Source organism: Flavobacterium gilvum (assembly GCF_001761465.1).
Classification (GTDB): Bacteria; Bacteroidota; Bacteroidia; order Flavobacteriales; family Flavobacteriaceae; genus Flavobacterium; species Flavobacterium gilvum.
The window spans coordinates 3,498,592-3,517,851 of record NZ_CP017479.1; the positions used below are offsets into that span (position 1 = coordinate 3,498,592).

14 protein-coding genes are annotated in these 19,260 nt (G+C 35.8%); all 14 read right to left on the minus strand.

The features are described from left to right. Window positions 1–93: 93 nt before the first annotated feature. Window positions 94–921, minus strand: a complete 828-nt coding sequence (locus EM308_RS14225; protein WP_035635259.1) for an amidohydrolase family protein — start codon at window positions 919–921, stop codon at window positions 94–96. A gap of 200 nt (window positions 922–1,121) precedes the next feature. Beyond that, on the minus strand, window positions 1,122–1,976 hold the full coding sequence (locus EM308_RS14230; RefSeq protein ID WP_035635257.1) for a fumarylacetoacetate hydrolase family protein: 855 nt from the start codon (window positions 1,974–1,976) through the stop codon (window positions 1,122–1,124). Window positions 1,977–2,191: 215 nt separating this feature from the next. Next, complete coding sequence (locus EM308_RS14235; RefSeq protein ID WP_035635256.1) at window positions 2,192–2,776, minus strand: LutC/YkgG family protein; 585 nt, start codon at window positions 2,774–2,776, stop codon at window positions 2,192–2,194. Between the two features lie 24 nt (window positions 2,777–2,800). After that, on the minus strand, window positions 2,801–4,174 hold the full coding sequence (locus tag EM308_RS14240; protein ID WP_035635254.1) for a lactate utilization protein B: 1,374 nt from the start codon (window positions 4,172–4,174) through the stop codon (window positions 2,801–2,803). Window position 4,175: 1 nt separating this feature from the next. Further along, window positions 4,176–6,431: a glycoside hydrolase family 95 protein gene (locus tag EM308_RS14245; protein WP_051877679.1), complete on the minus strand. Its 2,256-nt coding sequence runs from the start codon at window positions 6,429–6,431 to the stop codon at window positions 4,176–4,178. Between the two features lie 111 nt (window positions 6,432–6,542). Further along, window positions 6,543–7,280 (minus strand): (Fe-S)-binding protein, encoded by a 738-nt coding sequence (locus EM308_RS14250; RefSeq protein WP_035635252.1) that lies wholly within the window; start codon window positions 7,278–7,280, stop codon window positions 6,543–6,545. Between the two features lie 382 nt (window positions 7,281–7,662). After that, complete coding sequence (locus EM308_RS14255; protein ID WP_035635250.1) at window positions 7,663–9,189, minus strand: sulfatase family protein; 1,527 nt, start codon at window positions 9,187–9,189, stop codon at window positions 7,663–7,665. A gap of 111 nt (window positions 9,190–9,300) precedes the next feature. Next, window positions 9,301–11,088, minus strand: coding sequence for a discoidin domain-containing protein (locus EM308_RS14260; RefSeq protein WP_051877678.1), 1,788 nt, complete (start codon window positions 11,086–11,088; stop codon window positions 9,301–9,303). 60 nt (window positions 11,089–11,148) lie between these two features. After that, on the minus strand, window positions 11,149–12,621 hold the full coding sequence (locus EM308_RS14265; protein WP_035635248.1) for a sulfatase family protein: 1,473 nt from the start codon (window positions 12,619–12,621) through the stop codon (window positions 11,149–11,151). 17 nt (window positions 12,622–12,638) lie between these two features. Continuing rightward, a complete protein-coding gene (locus EM308_RS14270; RefSeq protein ID WP_051877680.1) occupies window positions 12,639–14,987 on the minus strand; it encodes a beta-N-acetylhexosaminidase in 2,349 nt (782 codons plus the stop codon). Window position 14,988: 1 nt separating this feature from the next. Then, window positions 14,989–16,140 (minus strand): glycoside hydrolase family protein, encoded by a 1,152-nt coding sequence (locus tag EM308_RS14275; protein ID WP_035635246.1) that lies wholly within the window; start codon window positions 16,138–16,140, stop codon window positions 14,989–14,991. 156 nt (window positions 16,141–16,296) lie between these two features. Next, window positions 16,297–17,067 carry an SDR family NAD(P)-dependent oxidoreductase gene (locus EM308_RS14280; protein ID WP_035635244.1) on the minus strand — a complete coding sequence of 257 codons (771 nt, stop codon included), beginning with the start codon at window positions 17,065–17,067 and terminating at the stop codon, window positions 16,297–16,299. A gap of 15 nt (window positions 17,068–17,082) precedes the next feature. After that, a complete protein-coding gene (locus EM308_RS14285; protein ID WP_081907235.1) occupies window positions 17,083–17,508 on the minus strand; it encodes an L-rhamnose mutarotase in 426 nt (141 codons plus the stop codon). Between the two features lie 14 nt (window positions 17,509–17,522). Further along, on the minus strand, window positions 17,523–19,175 hold the full coding sequence (locus EM308_RS14290; protein ID WP_035635242.1) for a sodium:solute symporter: 1,653 nt from the start codon (window positions 19,173–19,175) through the stop codon (window positions 17,523–17,525). Window positions 19,176–19,260: the final 85 nt, after the last annotated feature.

The window sequence follows — 19,260 nt, forward strand, 5'->3', positions numbered from 1 at the left end:
TATTTTTAAACATTTATCAATTCTATTCGCAACTGGTTAATAATTGTGTTTTTTACAAATTAAAAAAACATTTTACCAGATACAATTAATTTTTTACAAACCATAAAATTCAACGGCATTACCTCCCCAAAATCTATCTAATTCTTCTTTTTTGAATTTTGAAAAATAATTTGCCACAATCCCACAACATTGATCATAGGATGCTGCAAGTAAACTTACAGGCCAGTCACTCCCAAACATTAAACGATTTACCCCAAAAGCATCTGTAACGACATCGAGGCAATAACTAAAATCTGACTCTTTCCAATTGGCCCAATCAGCTTCGGTAACCAAACCAGAAATTTTACAATACACATTCGGGTATTTTGCAATCTCACGAATTCCTTTTTCCCAAAGAGCAAAATCAGCTTCCTTAAAATCTGGTTTTGCTATGTGGTCAATCACAAAAGGCTGCTCGGGGAAACGTTTCACAATTTCTGCAGCATACTGCAAATGCTTTGGAAAAACCAACAAATCATAAGTAAAATTATACTTTGCTAATTTTGCTATTCCAGCACAAAAATCATCTCTTAACAAAAAATCGTCTTCTGGTTCAGCCTGAACAATATGCCTAAATCCTTTTAGTGATTTAAATTTAAAAAAATACTGTAAACGTTCTTCTAAATTTTCTGCCCTTAAATCAACCCAACCTACAACTCCTTTAATCCAGTCATTGGCTTCAGCCAATTCCAATAGAAAATGAGTTTCTGCTTCACTTTGGTCTGCTTGAACCGCCACACAACCATCAATTTCATTTTTTTGGAGCAATGGAAACAAATCTGCAGGAAGAAAATCCCGTTGCAAAATCTTCATGTCTTCATTTATCCAAGAATCTTTTACCGGATGATAATTCCAAAAATGCTGATGACTATCTATTTTCATAAGTGGCAATTTTTTAATGTACCATAAATCAGACCATACTACTGAAAAACATTCAAAAAAATTTATTATTATTAAATTCTTCAAAGTCTTTCTTGATTTCTGACTCAACCTCTCTATAACATACCCCCCTACTTGGTTATCATTTTGAGAATTGAGCCATCTATCAAGTCTAATTCAAAATTGATTAATTTTTAATTTTTTTATTTTGTGTAGGCTACTGCCAATTGTTTGCTGCTTCCTAAACCTTCCATTCCTAATTCTACAACATCTCCTGCTTTGATGTAAATAGGTTCTGGTTTAATCCCCAATCCAACTCCCGGAGGTGTTCCTGTACTGATTACATCACCTGGGAGCAAAGTCATAAACTGGCTCAGATAGTGAACCAAAAATGGTATTTTGAAAACCAAATTTGAAGTATTACTATTTTGGAATGTTTTCCCGTTTACAGTCAACCACATTGATAAATTGTTGACATCGGCGATTTCATCCTGAGTCGCCAAGAATGGTCCAAGTGGCGCAAATGTGTCGCACCCTTTTCCTTTGGCCCATTGTCCTCCCATTTCAATCTGAAAAGCTCTTTCGCTATAATCGTTGTGTAGGCAATATCCTGCTACGTAATCCAAAGCATCGGCTTCTTCCACATAGCTTGCTTTTTTGCCTACCACAAATGCCAACTCGATTTCCCAATCTGTTTTTTGACTGTTTTTTGGTATAACAACATCATCGTTAGGTCCACACAAAGCTGTAGTCGATTTAAAAAAGATAATCGGTTCGGTTGGAATTGGCGCATTGGTTTCATGGCAATGATCCACATAATTTAATCCTATGCAAATGATTTTTGAAGGTCTTGCAACAGGAGATCCCAAACGAACAGAAGCATCAACCTCTGGTAAAACAGGGTTGTTTTCTAATGCCTTTTTTAATTTTTCCAATCCATCATTTTCAAAAAATGCTTCATTATAATCATTCACCAATGACGAAACATCAAATCTTTTCTCTCCAATTAAAACCCCTGGTTTCTCTTTTCCAACTTCTCCAAAACGTATTAATTTCATTTTTTAAATCTTTTTTGTTATTTAATTAATTCTCCATTTTTTCAACAATTTCAATCTAAATCGTTATTTTTATTAAAACGATTTACTAGTCTGTCCAAATTTTTCTAAAAATAGGCATAATGATTTGGATGACGAAAGATATAATGTCAAAAAAACTTTTTTTAATCCAATATTACCTTTTTCTAACAATTATTTGTCTTCAATTTAATGTTCACTTATCCAATGACATAAATCCTGGCACTTCTTGCTCCGTGTGCGCCTATCACCAAAGACTGTTCAATATCTGCAGTTTTTGAAGGTCCAGCTATGAAAGCTCCAAAACCTTCACGAGCTGCTTCGATTTTTTTATATGCATGATGCAACGTTGCCACAAGGTTCTTTTTTTCTATTACCAGAACCAAATGTTGGCAAATAAACGGTACAAGTCTGTTTATCATTTGACTTTCATAAATCCATACAGCTCCATTTTCGGCAACTCCAACCGTTCCTTCTACATAGGCTTTTTCAAGTTTTTCCAATTCGGAAGCCGATAAAGAAACAACATGACTATCTACTTCTCCAAGTGCGGCAATCGTATTTACAACGAAATTTCCACTTTCTTTATCGGTTTTCAATTCCTCTTTCAAAAATGAAACATCCGAAATCATTTCTACTTTTCCACCAATACCTTCCAGCACCGTTTTAAACTGAGTATATAAATCCTCATAATCAATAACAGAATTCAAATCTATCTCAGGAAGCGGAACCAATTTTGGTTGATTCTTCGCTATGGTATTCAATATATTTTCTTTTGCACTCATCTCTTATCTTCTAAGGAGTTCTTTTTATTTTTTGGTTTTCCCATTTTTCAAATACCAATCACGGAACGACTCTTTTGGAGGTTCAGGCATTTCTCTTTGCTTAAACCAAACATTCAATTCATTGTTAACCATAAAAGGGAACAACTTCATAATCCATCTTCCCATTTTACCCGAAAAACGATACAATTTGGGATTAGAAAGTACAATATTCATCCCTTCCATACTTATTTTTTTACTGGCGGCGACATAGCCTTCAGCCGCTATTACCTGTCTCCATTTCCACAACTGTTCGTGAATATTAATTTTCACCGGACAAACATTGGTACAACTACCGCATAAAGTCGATGCAAATGGCAAATCGGCATTGGCTTTCATATCCAAATTTGGGTTCAAAATTGAGCCAATAGGCCCTGCTACCGCGGTATGATAACTATGTCCACCACTACGGCGGTACACCGGACAGGTATTGAAACAAGCCGCACAACGAATACATTTTAAAGAATTCCGAAAATCCTCGCGCCCAAGTTGTCTACTACGTCCATTATCAACGATTACAATATGCATTTCCTGTCCCGGTCTAGGTCTATGGAAATGACTCGAATAAGTAGTTATGGGTTGTCCCGTGGCACTTCTGGCTAATAATCGTAAGAAAACTGACAGATGTTCTGCTTTTGGAATTAATTTTTCAAATCCCATACAGGCAATATGTACCGGTGCAGTATGTGCACCCATATCGGCGTTTCCTTCATTGGTACAAACCACAAATCCGCCTGTTTCGGCAATGGCAAAATTAACTCCTGTAATTGCCAAATCCGATTCTACAAACTTATTACGTAAGTGTTGTCTTGCTGCTTCGGTAAGATATTGCGGATCGTTATTTCCTTTTTCGGTTTGCAAATGCTCATGAAAAGTAGCACTTACATCTTCTTTTTTTAAGTGAATTGCAGGCAATACGATATGACTTGGAGGTTCATTTCGGAATTGAACAATTCGTTCGCCCAAATCCGTATCAACAACCTCAATCCCATTATGTTGCAAATATTCATTCAAATGACATTCTTCGGTAAGCATACTTTTGCTTTTCACAATCTTTTTAATATTGTGTTTTCGAATGATTTCGTGAATGATTTTATTATGCTCGTCACCATCGGCTGCCCAATGTATTTTTACTCCATTGGCGATGGCTTTTTCTTCAAACTCTTTTAGATAATTGGAAAGATTGGAGAGTGTATGATTCTTTATTTGAGAACCCCATTCTCTTAACTGTTCCCACTCTGGTATACCATGAGCTGCTTTGTCTCGTTTCTCACGAACAAACCATAAAGTTTCGTCGTGCCAATTTGTTCTTGGCTCGTCTGCTATAAATTTTTCCGCTAAATCAGAATGTGTTGTTTTCATTTTACTTCTTAAAAGTTTCTTTTAATTCAGCATTTAACAAATATCTTCCTCCCGGCTGAGTCTTGATTTCAATAACATTATTTCCGTTTTGCAACTTACAAACACCTCCAACTTTTGAAAATAATTTTACACTTTCCAATTTTCCATCTTTCCATTTCATATCCACCTCAAAGCCTCCTCTGGCACACAAACCATTTGCTTCACCATTTTTCCATGCCTTTGGAAGAGCAGGAAGTAACTGAATTTTATCTGTTTGACTTTGAATAAGCATCTCTGTCATAGCAGCACTAATTCCAAAATTACCATCTAACTGAAATGGAGGATGATTACAAAATAAATTGGGCAGTGTATTATACTTTAGCAATCCACGCAACATGATTTCGGCACGATCACCTTCGCCCAAGCGAGCCCAAAGGGCACAACGCCAAGGCCAAGTCCATGAACGACGACTATCACCAACAGTAGATTCAACGGTAAAAGGGGTGTTTTCATTTTTTCCAAAATTTCCACTTCGGCTACGCAATGAAATAATAGCTGCTTTGGCAAATTCTGGCGTAGTGGAAATACTAATTTGGCGACCTGGATATACTGCAAAAAGATGTGATGTATGACGGTGTTCATCGTTTGGATCGTCTCGATCTGTTTGCCATTCCTGCAATTGTCCCCATTTTCCAATTTTATTCGAAGCTAAACGGGCTTGCATATCTGCCACTTTCTTTTGATAATCAACATCAATACCCAATGCTTTGGATGCATCGAGATAGTTTTGGAACAAATCCCAAACCAACTGCTGATCCATCATAACACCATCTTCTCTTGGTCCATGTTCTGGCGACCAACCATTAGGGACCATCAATTGACCATCGGGCATTGTTTTTAAATTATCTTCCCAATATTCACAAATCTCTTTGATAATGGGATAAGCCGTTTGTCTCAAGTAATTATTATCTTTAATAAATGCCCAATGTTCATACACATGTTGAGCATACCAAGCACTAGCAGGTATATTCCATTCCCATCCATTTCCGCCAAATATGTTTTGGCTGGTACGAGCCGTCCAACCGCGTGTTTTTTCTCCAAAAGCTTTGCGGGTTGCAATGCGACAAGGTTCTTGAGCTGCAACAATAAAATCAATCAAGGGCAATTGACATTCTGATAAATTAGTCGATTCAGCCGCCCAGTAATTCATTTGTATATTAATATTATTATGATAATCACTTGCCCAAGCCGGTTTATTGCTATCATTCCACAAACCTTGTAAATTAGCAGGCAAACCACCCGGACGAGAACTGCTTGCTAATAAATAACGACCATATTGAAACATCGTTTCTTCCAAATCGGGGTCAACTCCACCAGCTGCATATTTTTTTAATCGTTCGTTAGTTGGCAAAATAGAAGTTGCAGCATCAGAACTTCCTATATTAATATTGACACGCGACAGCAATCCATTCAAATCCTTGACGTGTGCTTCTCGCAACTTTTTGTATCCTTTTGCTTCCGCTGCCAATAATTCTTTTTCAATTAGCGGCATCGGATCTGATCCTCTCCAATTGGATTTATAATCGGGTTTATAGTTGGTACGAGCATCCAAAATCAACACCAAAGAATTACATTTTTCAAAAATCAATTTTGTTCCCTCCACCCACACTTTTCCGCCTTTGTTTTGTACCGAAAGTTTAGCGGCATACTTCAAATTATTAGGCATTTCTCCTTCGAAACTAATGCTGTTTCCTGATGCTTTACTTGAGGCGCCTTGAGCAGAACCCAATGCAATACTTCCCGAAAAAACACTTTTCTTATTAGCTTTATACTCAAAAACCATTACTTGATCCGGATAACTAGCAAAACCTTCACGGCTAATTATAGCCCCATTCATGGTAAAGTTGGTTTGATGAATCCCAGATGAAATATCAAGTGAACGGGAATAATCTGAAAAATTACCTTTATTAGTAAAATCAATCGTTATCTCACCAAAGTTGCGATACGAACCAAAGCCATGATCTCCAGTTTCGTACTTGCCGTCCCAATTGTTGTCTCCTGACCAAAGACTTTGCTCATTAAACTGAATAACTTCGTGTTCTACACCACCAAAAAACATCGCACCCAACCGACCGTTACCAATAGGCAAAGCTTCAGCAAACCATTTTACTGCTGGTTTTTGATACCATATTTTTACAGGTTCATTCTTTTGAGCCAAAGAAATATGACCAACAAATAACATTACTATTAAAAGTAAAAAACTCTTTATTTTTTTCATTATTTTGAATGAATATATTAATAAAAATGACAATCCATAATTAGCACCTCAAATCAATTCGCTTGTCATTTTGTCTGAAAATTTCTTTTGATACCTAAAATTATAATTGATTTATAGCACACTATTCAATATCTCGGCGATATGAATGGTTTTCACTTTGCTTCCATCACGTTTTAGAATTCCTTCCAAATGCATCAGGCAACTTGTGTCTCCACCTGTGATATAATCAACGTCATTGGCTTCATGCTGACTTATTCTGTCTTTACCCATTTTTACGCTTACGGCTTCTTCAAAAACGCAAAATGTTCCTCCAAAACCACAACATTCGTCATTGCGTTTTGGTCTTTTGAGTTCAATTCCTTTGACCATTTTCAACAATGTTTCGGCTTTGGAAAATTCGGGTAACATTCTTTCGGTCATAGAGGAAAGATTTAGCCCTCGCTGTCCGTGGCAACTGTTGTGCAATCCTACTTTATAAGGAAAACTGGCGTTAAGATTTTCTACTTTCAAAATATCAGTAAGAAACTCTGTTAGTTCATAAACTGTATTTCTAATTTTTGTTGCCTCATCTGGATTTTTGTCATCGTGCAAATGTTCTTTTACGTGTAAAACGCAACTTCCTGAAGGAGCAACGATATAATCAAATCCAGCAAAATTTTTGACAAAATTAGTATCGCAACCTTTACCCAAACTTGCAAAGCCACTGTTTGCCATTGGCTGTCCGCAACAAGTTTGTTCTAAAGGAAAAGTAACGTCGCATCCCAATTTTTCCAATAACTGCAATGTGGCAATTCCCACATTTGGATAAAACTGGTCTATATAACAGGGAATGAATAAGGCAATCTTCATTTTTTTGGAGTTAAATTAATGAATTTTTAGCAACATAAGAAACTTGAATTCAACACAATTACGATTACCACATGGTATTCTTACTTAGCTAATATTTTAAAATCATAAAGTTAAAATTGTTCAACCGAATTTATTAGCTCTATATTATCTTTATTTAATCATCAATTGTCTTTTAGTTAAAATTGAACAATTCAACCAAAAGTATTTTTATCTCAAAATCTGCATTAGATTATATTTCGCAAAGAAACACAAAGAATTCGCAAAGTTTCGCGAAATTTCTAAAGCCATTTTCAAGAAGACACTTTTTCTTTGCGAATCTTTGTGTTACCTCTGAGTATCTTCGTGAAAATTATTCTTATTGCTTAATCTGGGTTTATACAGGCTATTTATTTTCCAAAACTATTTTTTCGGCTTCTTTGTCACCATACTTTTTAATTGCATCGATAAGTTTTTGTTTCAACATTACCGTAGTTTTCTCTAAGCCTTTTTTACCATAAATATTATTCATTTCGCTTGGATCTTTTGACAAATCATATAATTCCCATGCATCATGAATTTTGTAAAAACGAATGAGTTTATACTGCTTTGTTTTGACTCCAAAGTGCGGCACTACCGAATGTTCCCCCCATTCGTAATAATGGTAATAGGAATAATCCCTCCATTTTTTTGTTACATCTTTTTTTAATAATGACAAAAAAGAATCTCCCTGAACATCTGAAGGAATGGTAACATTAGCAAAATCCAAAAGAGTTGGCGCAAAATCAACATTTTGAACAATATCATTGTTTTTAGAATTCGGCTTAATCATAGGCGGATATTTGATTATCAACGGCGTTTTAAACGATTCCTCGTACATGAAACGCTTATCAAAAAAACCGTGTTCACCCAAATAAAATCCTTGATCTGATGTATAAACAACAAGCGTGTTTTCTTCCAGACCATTTGCTTTTAGGTAATCCATTAATTCGCCAATATTTCTATCCAATGAAACAGCTGTACTCATATAATCATGCATATAGCGTTGGTATTTCCACTCTATAAGCTCCTTTCCGCTAAGATTTCTTTTAAAAAAATCCTCTTCAATTGGTTTGTAATAAGCATCTACTTTGGCCCTTTGCTCTGGTGTCATACGAGAAAAATTTTCGCTTCCCATATCCTTATCAGGCTGAACTTTCAAGTCATATCCCAATCGCATTGTATTGGCAATATTCATATCCTGATGTGCAGCAGCATACCTGTTTTCATAATTATCATAAAAATTCTTTGGTAATGGAAATTTATAATCGTCCAAAACATGAGTATCCGGCAACCAAATACGATGTGTAGCTTTATGTCCTACCACCAAACAAAAAGGTTTTGACTTGTCTCTTTTGTTAAGCCAATCTTCAGAAACCTGAGTAATGATATCGGTTACATATCCCTGAACACGTTTTTTGCCTTGTCCTTTTACAAAGAAATCGGGATTGTAATAATACCCCTGTCCTTCTAAAATTTGCCAAAAATCAAACCCTTGAGGCTCGCTTTCCAAATGCCATTTTCCAATCCACGCCGTCTCATAACCATTTGCTTTTAGCTGTTTTACAAAAGAATCCTGAGAAGAATCAAATGTACTCGTATTGTCCTTGAAACCGTTTACATGACTGAATTTCCCCGTAAGAAATGTTGCGCGGCTGGGACCACAAATCGAATTGGTCACGCAGGCATTAGTAAAAAGCATTCCCTGACTGGCCAACTTATCGATGTTTGGAGTGACCTTATAAGGGGCTCCGTAGGCTCCAATCGATTGATATGCATGATCATCTGAAATGATTACGATTATGTTTGGTTGTTTTTTTGCCCCTTGTCCATAACTTACAAACGAAATGAACATTGGGAAAATTATATAAAGAAAATAGGTTACTTTTTTCATAGTAATTTGTAATTATTTTATATTTAATTCGTTGATAAATTAAACCATTCCGTTTTTTATTTAGTAGATTTTGAATGAATTATAAGAAAAGCTGTCAATCAAAACGCATTGTTATTTCAACTCATAAATTTCTTTTCCTCTTTCCACACCTGCTTCATTAAAAACATCAATCGAAAAGTAGTATTTTGACTTGCTATTCAAATCATTAATATCCAATGACGTATTCGAATAAACCATTCGATTCATATACATTTTATCTTTTGCAACTCCATAACGGATATTATAACCAATCGCAGTTGGAATTTTTGACCAATTCAATTTCACTTTATTTCCATTTGCAGCATCTCTTACTATGGAAAAATCTTTCGCTTGCTGATTCAGCTTTTTGCCACCGTTACCAAAGACCCTAAAATCATACAATGCAAACATTCCATCAGGAACATGGATATTGGTTATTCGAACGTAACGGGCTTTTACGGCTTTTTCGATTTCAACATAATCATGTGATAAATCTTCTTTATTATTTGATTTATCAATCAAAGTATCCCATTTTAATTTATCATTGGAATATTCAACAACATATTGAAAACCTCCCAAATCAGCCCTCCCTTTGGCTTTGCCCAAATGTTCGGCAAAATTAATTTGTACTGCTCTTATTGTCAAAGGCTGAAGCAAATCAACACTAAACCATTCCCCTTTATTGGCGGTTTCGGCACTCCAATACGTTCTTAAATTTTCATCGACGGCTTTTTCTGATTTAAAATCCCCCATCGAGGACGAAGTTTCTGTTGGTTTTTTATACGATAATAATACCCAACCTGTGAAAAGTGATTTTGAATTTTTAACTTCTTTTTTCGGAATGATGTGCGGATAATCTCCAAAATAAGAATCACAAAACAGTACTCCATCTTTATCAAAACCCGCAGGAAACATCCCTAAACGGCGCTCAAAATTATGTTTGATGATTGGTGAATGAACACAGGTAACATGCCAATAATTTGAAAAATTATCCGAAAAAGTGCTGCCATGTCCAATTCCAGTTACAAATCCCTTCGCTTTTTCCGAAAAAGGATTACTTTGAGCTACTTCAAAACCAGATAGCGGATTGTCTGAAACGCAAACCCCATCTACATAACTATCAGCAAATGTTGCATATTGCAAATAATACTTTCCATTATGTTTTGTCATCCAAGGTCCTTCAACCAACATATTTGTACTCTTCAATCCAATATTATTCCAAGCATATTTTGTACTTGGGGCATGTATTTCTTTAAGCTCACCAATTGTTTTGAAACCGTTTTTAACATCCAATTCTACTCCCATTGTTGGACGAACACACCCATAATACAAATACAATCGCTGATCATCATCTAGAAACAAGCATAAATCCTGAAATCCTTTGGGCCAAATATCAAGAGGAAAAGGATTCGATTCATTAGCAATTGTCCATTTTCCTTTTTTTGGATCATCTGTTTTGTAAATCCATTTACAATCCGTAGTCGCAAAATACAAACTATCTCCGATCACAACCGCAGTTGGCGCATAGGCTTCTAATGGCAAATCATTTGTTGTTATAAAATCCCATTTCAACAAATCTTTTGAAACCCAATACCCTCCTGACTTTGAGGCGAACAAATAATATTCGTTTTTAAAAACAACCATAGTCGGATCGGCAGCTTCTCTAAAAGAATCATATTCTCCTTTTTTCATATCCCTACCAGGCATTTTGGCACCCCAACTATAATCTTTATACGCCAAAGGGTCTATTGAAAACCGATAGGAAATATTCATCGGATTACAATAGGTAGCTGGTTTAAATTGCGCTTGCAGCATCATTGGAAAAATAAAAAACAACCATTTATTTTTCTTCAAAATCGAATCAAAAAAAATTGTTTTCATAAATTTTAAGATTATTTAATAGGAGCCTACGAATGTTATTTTTTAAATTTTCAAAAATATTTATTGCATTTTGGCTGGTGTTCTGTTATTTTTCCCTTCACGCTTAGTAATGGCATCACCCATATCTTCTCTTGCCAATTCAGCGTATTTCAAAATTTCTTCAACCACTTCGGGATACTGACTTTGCACATCTTGTATTGTTCCGGGATCATGAATAAGATCGTATAATGCCAATGGAACTTTTACATAAGGTACTTTTCCGGGAGTTCCATCTTTTCCAGGTATTGCCTGACTATAAGCCTGTGAACTGTGTGGCAAAACCAATTCCCAAGTTTTATAACGAATAACCTTCAAACTATTAAGATCATAATACACATAAAATAAATCACGAGGAGACTTGTTAGTTTTACCTGTTAATAAGGGTAAAAAGTTAAGTCCATCTATTTTTTCTTTGGGTAAATTGGCATTCGTTGCAGCGACAATGGTTGGCAAAATATCCATATTGGTCATCAATTGATTGGATACCGTTCCCGATGCAATTTTTCCCGGCCAACTAATGTAGCAAGGCACTCTGGTTCCTCCGTCCCAAGCGGTTCCTTTGCCTTCACGCAAACCACCGGTAGATCCGCCATGATTCCCATAAGAAAGCCAAGGACCATTGTCACTTGTTACGATTAGCAATGTATTTTTGTCAAGACCATTTTTCTTAAGAGTTTCCATTATTTTTCCGACTGACCAGTCAATTTCACTGACTACATCGCCATACAAACCTCCTCCCGATTTGCCTTTAAACTTGGATGAAACTGCCAAAGGCACATGTGGTAAGGGATGCGCTAAATACAGAAAGAAAGGTTTATTTTTATTTTTTTCAATAAATGCTTCGGCTTTTTCTGTGAGTGTGGTTGTAAGTTTTGAAGCTTCTTCCAAATTTGGTATAGTTCCCACTTGCGTATCTCCTTCATAAATAGGAAGCTGCGGGCATTTACCTCTCCAATCATTTGGAGTATCTGGCGGAACTGGATTTCCTTTATAATCCACAGGCCAATAATCATGTGAATACGGAATTCCGTAAAAAGTATCAAAACCATAATGAATAGGAAGAAATGGCGCTTTTGATCCCAAATGCCATTTTCCCAACATTCCGGTTACATACCCTTTATTTTTCAGCAAAGTAGCAATCGTTTCCTCTTTGGGATTCAATGCCGTCGTATCCCAAGGTGCAAGAGCAAATCCTACTCCAAGTCTGGTGGGATAACAACCCGTTAGCAAAGCAGCCCTAGAAGCAGTACACACAGCCTGAGCCGCATAAAAATGGGTAAAACGCATTCCCTCATTGGCTAATTTATCAAAATTAGGCGTTTCGTAACCAACACTCCCATATGGCTTTGTATCTGCATAACCCATATCATCCATCAAAATAACTATGACATTGGGTTTTCCTTGATTGGTCTGCTTTTTTTGAGCATTAACTGTAATAATCCCTAATAAAGCAATTAAAAAGAAAACATTTTTTCTAAACTTAATAATTCTCATCTTGTGGTATTTTAATTCTAATTTATCAATATTTCATCGGCAAATAACCAAGGTTTTTGTTTTTCCTCGTTATGCCCTGTTGGAGTATCTCCTAAATTTTTGGCCGTTATACGCAATTTCATCATTTTTTGCTGTGGCATTTCAACTTTAAATTCCTTGAAAATATCTCCTTTTTCTGTAGGTAACACTGTATTTGTTAATGTTTTGATTTCTTTAAAATTAACACCATCTTCTGAAATCTCAAATTTAACCCATTTTGGTAAAAAAATCCACTTTGCCCAATTTTGCAAACAACCTAACGAAATACTATTTCCAACAATTCCGTCACCAAAATCGATTGTCGCAACGATGTCGTTTTCCTGAAATCCATGCCAGTTTTTGGTAATTTCCTTTGTTCCTTTTATACCATCAATCAAGGCATTATCTCCGCTGGCCTTGTAAGAACTGCTGTATTTTTTTTCATAAGTTAATTTTTTTCCAAATGCCTTATTGTAAACAAAAGACTGTTCGGCTGGTTTTGGAGTCATCACTTTATTATCCAAAACCGTAATTGCTTTAATTGTCATTGACTTATCAATGCTAATCGGTTTTTCATATTTAAGACTTGAAGTTGTGGGAATACTACCATCGGTTGTATAATAAATTACAGCATCTGGATTTTCAGTATCAAGCACTATCGATAAAACATTGTTTTTTGTGGCAGTCGAAATCAGAGTTCTAAAATCTCCCTTCGAATATTTCAGTCCTTTAACCTCAAAACTTTTGAAATAGGGATTTAAGCGCTGTCTAAATTCTTTCCAATCCCGTTTTTCTTTTGGAGACCACATTACTTCGGAAATAGCCAATAAACGAGGCAATGTCATGTATTGCAAATGCTCGAATGTAGGTATATATTCTGTCCAAAAATTGGCTTGTGATCCCAAAACATGTTTGGCTTCTTCGGCATTCAACTCAGACGGAATAGGTTCATAGGCATACACATTCTTCAATGTACTAACACCCCATCCTCCTACTGGTTCCACTTCTGGATCACCCTGAGGACGATTAAGGTAACAAGGATCACCAGGCGTCATGATTACATCATGATTTAATTTTGCTGCGTCAATTCCTCCTTTTTCGCCTCTCCAACTCATTACGGTTGCATTTGGCGCCAAGCCACCTTCTAAAATTTCATCCCACCCAATTATAGATTTCCCTTTAGAATTGATGTATTTCTCCATTCTGGAGATGAAATAACTTTGCAGCCCGTGTTCATCCTTCAATCCTTTTTCTTTTATCAAATTTTGACAAAATTCACTTCTTTTCCAAGCTTCTTTCGGACATTCATCACCTCCTATGTGAATATATTTTGATGGAAATAAAGGCATAACTTCGTCTAATACATCTTCCAAAAACTTAAAAGTATACTCTGTAGGAGCATAAACATCTTCAAAAACACCCCAAGTTTCCTGAACAAATTTTACTCTTCCCTCAGCCAATTCTTTTCTTGATTTTAACGAAAAAACAGTATCTCTGAATTTAGTTCTCTCCTTCGGAAAACAACTCAACTCGGGATAAGCCGCAATGGCAGCACTAGAGTGTCCGGGCATCTCAATTTCGGGGATAATGGTAATTGCCCTGTCTGAAGCATATTTAACCAATTCCTTTACCTGTTCTTGAGTATAAAAACCGGCAACAGGAACATTCGTATTTCCTTTTCCGGGATACCTGCTAATGATTGTTCCATTACGAACCGAACCAATCTCTGTCAATCGAGGGTATTTCTTGATTTCGATTCTCCAGCCTTGGTCTTCGGTCAAATGCCAATGAAGTACATTCATTTTGTAAGAAGCCATCAAATCGATGTATTGCTTCATCATGTCGACAGTAAAAAAATAACGGCATACATCAAGCATAACCCCTCTCCATTGAAAACGGGGATAATCTTTTATTTCCATAGCAGGAATCTGTACCCAATTTTTTCCTTGTTCCAAAGGCAATGTTTGTACCAATGTCTGCATTCCGTAAAACAACCCTTTTGATGTATTGGCTTTTACAGTAATATTTGCAGGAGAAACATTTATTGTATAACCTTCTTCACCCAATTCATTGTTTTTTTCAATAAGGAAACAAATCTTTTTAGAACCTTTGGCAGCACTATTTTTTATTTTAACCTTAGAAACTTTATTGAGATAATTTTCAAAAAACAAAGCTACTTTCTGAACCTCTTTATCTGATTTTGAAGATTCAATAGCTGTTTTGTCATCAACTACAAAACTCCCTTTTTTCACATTTAAACTTAGCGGCTGCGGTATAATATTCACTGATTGTTGTGCCTGAATAAGAGTAGTAAACAACAACCCGATAAAAAGAATTCTTTTTTTCATTCTATTTTTTATTTTCATTTAATTTAAAACAAACCACAAACGAATTATAGTCTGCTGTTGGGTGCTCCCCTCCTTGTGATGGTTCTTTGATTGACGCTGCTGCAAATAATGCTGCTGGTTGTCCTTTTTCGTCTATATAAACAAAAGGGCGTTCAAGATGAGCCAATTGAATAATTCCGTCTTTGGTTTTTAACTCACGTAGCGAAATCAAAGGATTTTGGGCACCTTTCCAGTTTACCCCATCTTCGGAAGTGATAAGCGCCAATGCACCAAACTGAGGGACTAATTTTTTGCTATTGGAATAATATTTTACTGCGGCGTAATATCTTTTTCGTTTTTTGTCGTACCACATACACGGATCTTCGCAAGCCATATCGGCATTGGTAAACACATCGCTTACAATGGTAAATTTCCCATCTGGAGTATCACTGACCGCCATCCAAAAAGTCATGTTTCCAACATTGGGTTTACGCGATTTAAACATCATGTAATATCTCCCGTCATGTCCCTGAGTAACTGTTGGATTGGTTGTTACTTCAAAAGTTTTTACGTTATCAGGCTGCATTAAAGGTTCTTTTGGCTTTATGTATTTTCCGTTAATAAAATCGGCTATATGATTAGCCTTGACAACACCTATTTTTTGGGTACAATTGTATTGCAACCAATGTTTCCAGTCTTTTGTTTTTTTGGTGTCATTTTCAAACAAAGTTGGATCGTACGAATTGGAAATGTAATACAAGTAATACGTCTTCTTGAATTTTCTTATTTGCGGATTATGGAATGTAAATTTATCCCAATCATTGTTTCCTTTGGATTTCAAAATTGTGGCCACATATTTATAAGGACCATCAATCTTATCGGCTACTGCGCAGGCAATTTCTGAATATTTGTTCCATCCGCTAAATCCATTAAAAATATAATTCATAGGATCATCGGTATCGGTTCTATTTCCGTGCGACCATCGAGAATAAAACATATAATATTTACCGTCTTCTCCTTTAATTACACTGCTACACCAAGTATAATAATCTGGTGAAGAAAAGAATTCTGAAGTATCAACCTGTCCAATTATTTTTTGAAAATCCAAATTATCTTGGGCTGATGCAATGAAATGAATCAAACAGAATATTGCGACCAATTTTAGCTTTTGCATAATTAATTTATCCTTTATAAAACAACTTAAATTTTAAACTATTCTATTTTTTTTAATCAAATTGTTAAATCGATTTAGTGAAAAAGTCAAATTTACCCAATTGTATTTTAAAAACATGAATAAATTAAGTTTTTTTGATTAAAAAATTTAAACGATTTATTCAAATCGTCTATAGCCTAACTCCGCACCTCCACTTACCGGCATTATATTCCCGGTTATAAACCGTGCTTTATCCGAAACAAGAAAAACACAGGCATCTGCAATAACATCACCATCTGGACAATGTCCCAAAACATGAATGTCGTCCAGATATTTTTCAATTTTGCTAGGATCTTTTTGTTGTTTTGCCCATTCCCGCAACATGGGAGTCCATACTCCGGCAGGTGCCACAGCATTAACCCTTATTTTATATTTGGCATAATCCAGAGCCATAGATTTCGTCAGTGCATTTAAAGCTCCTTTTGTCGCCGAATAAGCGGCGTGATTTTCTTGACCTATTTCCGCAACAACACTACTGGTGTTTAAAATACAACCTTTCGTTTGTTTTAAAGCTTCTAAACCATAACGAGTAGTGTAGAAAACTCCTTTTAGATTAATATTAAATAGTTTATCCCACTCATATTCATCGGTTTGATCTAATGATTTTGAAGGGCTTGCAATACCGGCGTTGTTGTGAATCACATCAATTTTGCCATATTGCTTTAAAGTAAACTTGATTGCATTTTCCACATTGGATGAAATAGAAATATCACCAAAAAAAGTACTATGTCCTTCTCCTAATATTTTCATGGATTCAATCAATGAAGCTTCGTCATTGGCCATAATCATAACTTTGGCTCCTGCTTCGGCATATTTTTTTGCACATTCCAAACCAATGCCCATTGATCCTCCTGTAAGAAATATAATCTTATTATCTAATAGCTGCATAACTATTTCGTGTTTTTAATTAGTGTGGAAAACTTCTTCCATATTGGTCCATACTTGTTTTTTGCTTGCTGCTTCTGGTAACGGAATTTGTGTTGGATCTGTTTCTTTCCACCAACGTTGTGTAATACTGTCGGCAGCCATTTTTTTCATATCCTTATCAAAATCATTGCCTGTATAATCAAAATAACTGAACAAAAAATATTGGTCACCTATTTTTTGAATGTATATCGAATAATTATGAATATTACAATCCTTCAATTTATTCAAAACACCAGGCCAAACTTTGGCATGCAATTTTTTATAATATTCTATTTTATCCGGCTTAATTCCAGTTACCATTCCAACTCGTTTGCCTACTTTGATCGGTTCTGTCTTTTTTACATCATTACAGCTAATCAAAGTCAGAAAGGCAATCAGTATTATAAAATTTATTTTTTTCATACTTATTCTTTTTTTTATCTAAAAATCCAAAATAATCCTGCCATCAAAAGCAATAATAAGGCCGACAGTGTTTTATAATTTCCAATTCCGCTCCAACCTTTGCTTTGCAAGGGTTCAAGAAAAGATTTCCAATATAATTTTTCGCTTTGTTCTGTATGTTGAACTGGATACACATAGGAGAAAACAACCTGCATCACGAAACAAGCCATAAAAAGATAGAAAGCCATCATCATAAAAGGAATCTGGGCTAATGATGTATCTACATATAATTTATTTACCGTAAAAACAATTGCTCCCAATGCCGAGCCAATCCACAATGTTAATTTTGCCGACTGGGCTGATGCTTTTTTCCAAAATACACCAAGAAGAAATACACAAGTAATTGGAGGCGCTATGTGAGCGATAATGTCATTCAATCCGTTAAAAATACTTTCGTATCTGTTAAGCAAAGGCAATAACATCAACGAAAAAACCAATGCTACTCCGGCAGCTATTTTGCCCACGCGCACCAATTTTACATCACTTGTATTAGGGCGATAACGTTTATATATATCATACCCAAACATTGTAGAAATCGAATTTAAAGCTCCTGAAACCTGACTCATTAATCCCGATAATAATGCCGCTACCAAAATACCAACCAAGCCTGTTGGCAACAATTGTGTTATCATCAAAGTATAAATTCCTTTACTGTTCACGATTGTTTTTCCTGTTTCATCAATAGATTGCAAGGCACTGATATCCAATTTTCCTGATTGTGCCAAGGTATATGCGAACAAACCCGGAAGGATAAAAATAAAGACAGGTAATATTTTGATAAATCCGCAAAACAAAGGCCCAACTCTCGCGTGATTTTCATCCTTTGCTCCCAAAACACGCTGAACAATTGTCTGATCGGCGCACCAATACCAAATTCCGAGTACAGGATAACCCAACATAACGGCATACCAAGGCATTCCGCTAGGGTCACCATGAGGCCGAAGCATTGAGAGTTTGTTCATTTCGCCTGTAGATTGCAATACATCGACCATAGGCTGCCAACCTCCCATTTTGAAATAAGCGGCAAAACTTATAATGGCAGCACCAGTTATTAGTACCACAGTCTGAATGGACTCAGTAATTACAACCGCTTTTAGTCCGCCAACGATCGTATAAATAGCCGTTATTACAGAAATCACAATGACACTGGTATACAAATCCACATTGAATAATGTTTTTAAAACAATACCTCCAGCCAGCATCGAAAAAGCGATATGAATAATAATGGCAGACACTATCGAAATAACCACCAACCAGTCACGGCTGGAACGGTCATATCTACGTTCCAAAAAATCGGGCAATGTAGCAACTCCTGATTTTATATAAAAAGGTGTGAAAAACAACGCCAGCAATATCAGTGTAAAAGCCGCCATCCATTCAAAATTTCCATTAAGCAAACCGGAATCAAAACCGCTTTGAGCCAAACTCACCAAATGCACCGTAGAAATATTGGTGGCAAAAAGAGCCAACCCAATCGAAGGCCATTTTAGCGATTTGCCTGCCAAAAAATATTCTCTGGCGGCATTCTCCCTGTTCTTCCTTTTATGGTGAATTCCGTAGGACAACCCTATTATTAGGATTCCTATAACGTAACAAATACTGATTATAAGATCTGTGGTTTCTATCATTGGTTAGTTAATTTAATAATTTAGATAATGTGATAATTTGATAATGTGACAATTAGTAAATTGACTAATTATCACATTGACTAAT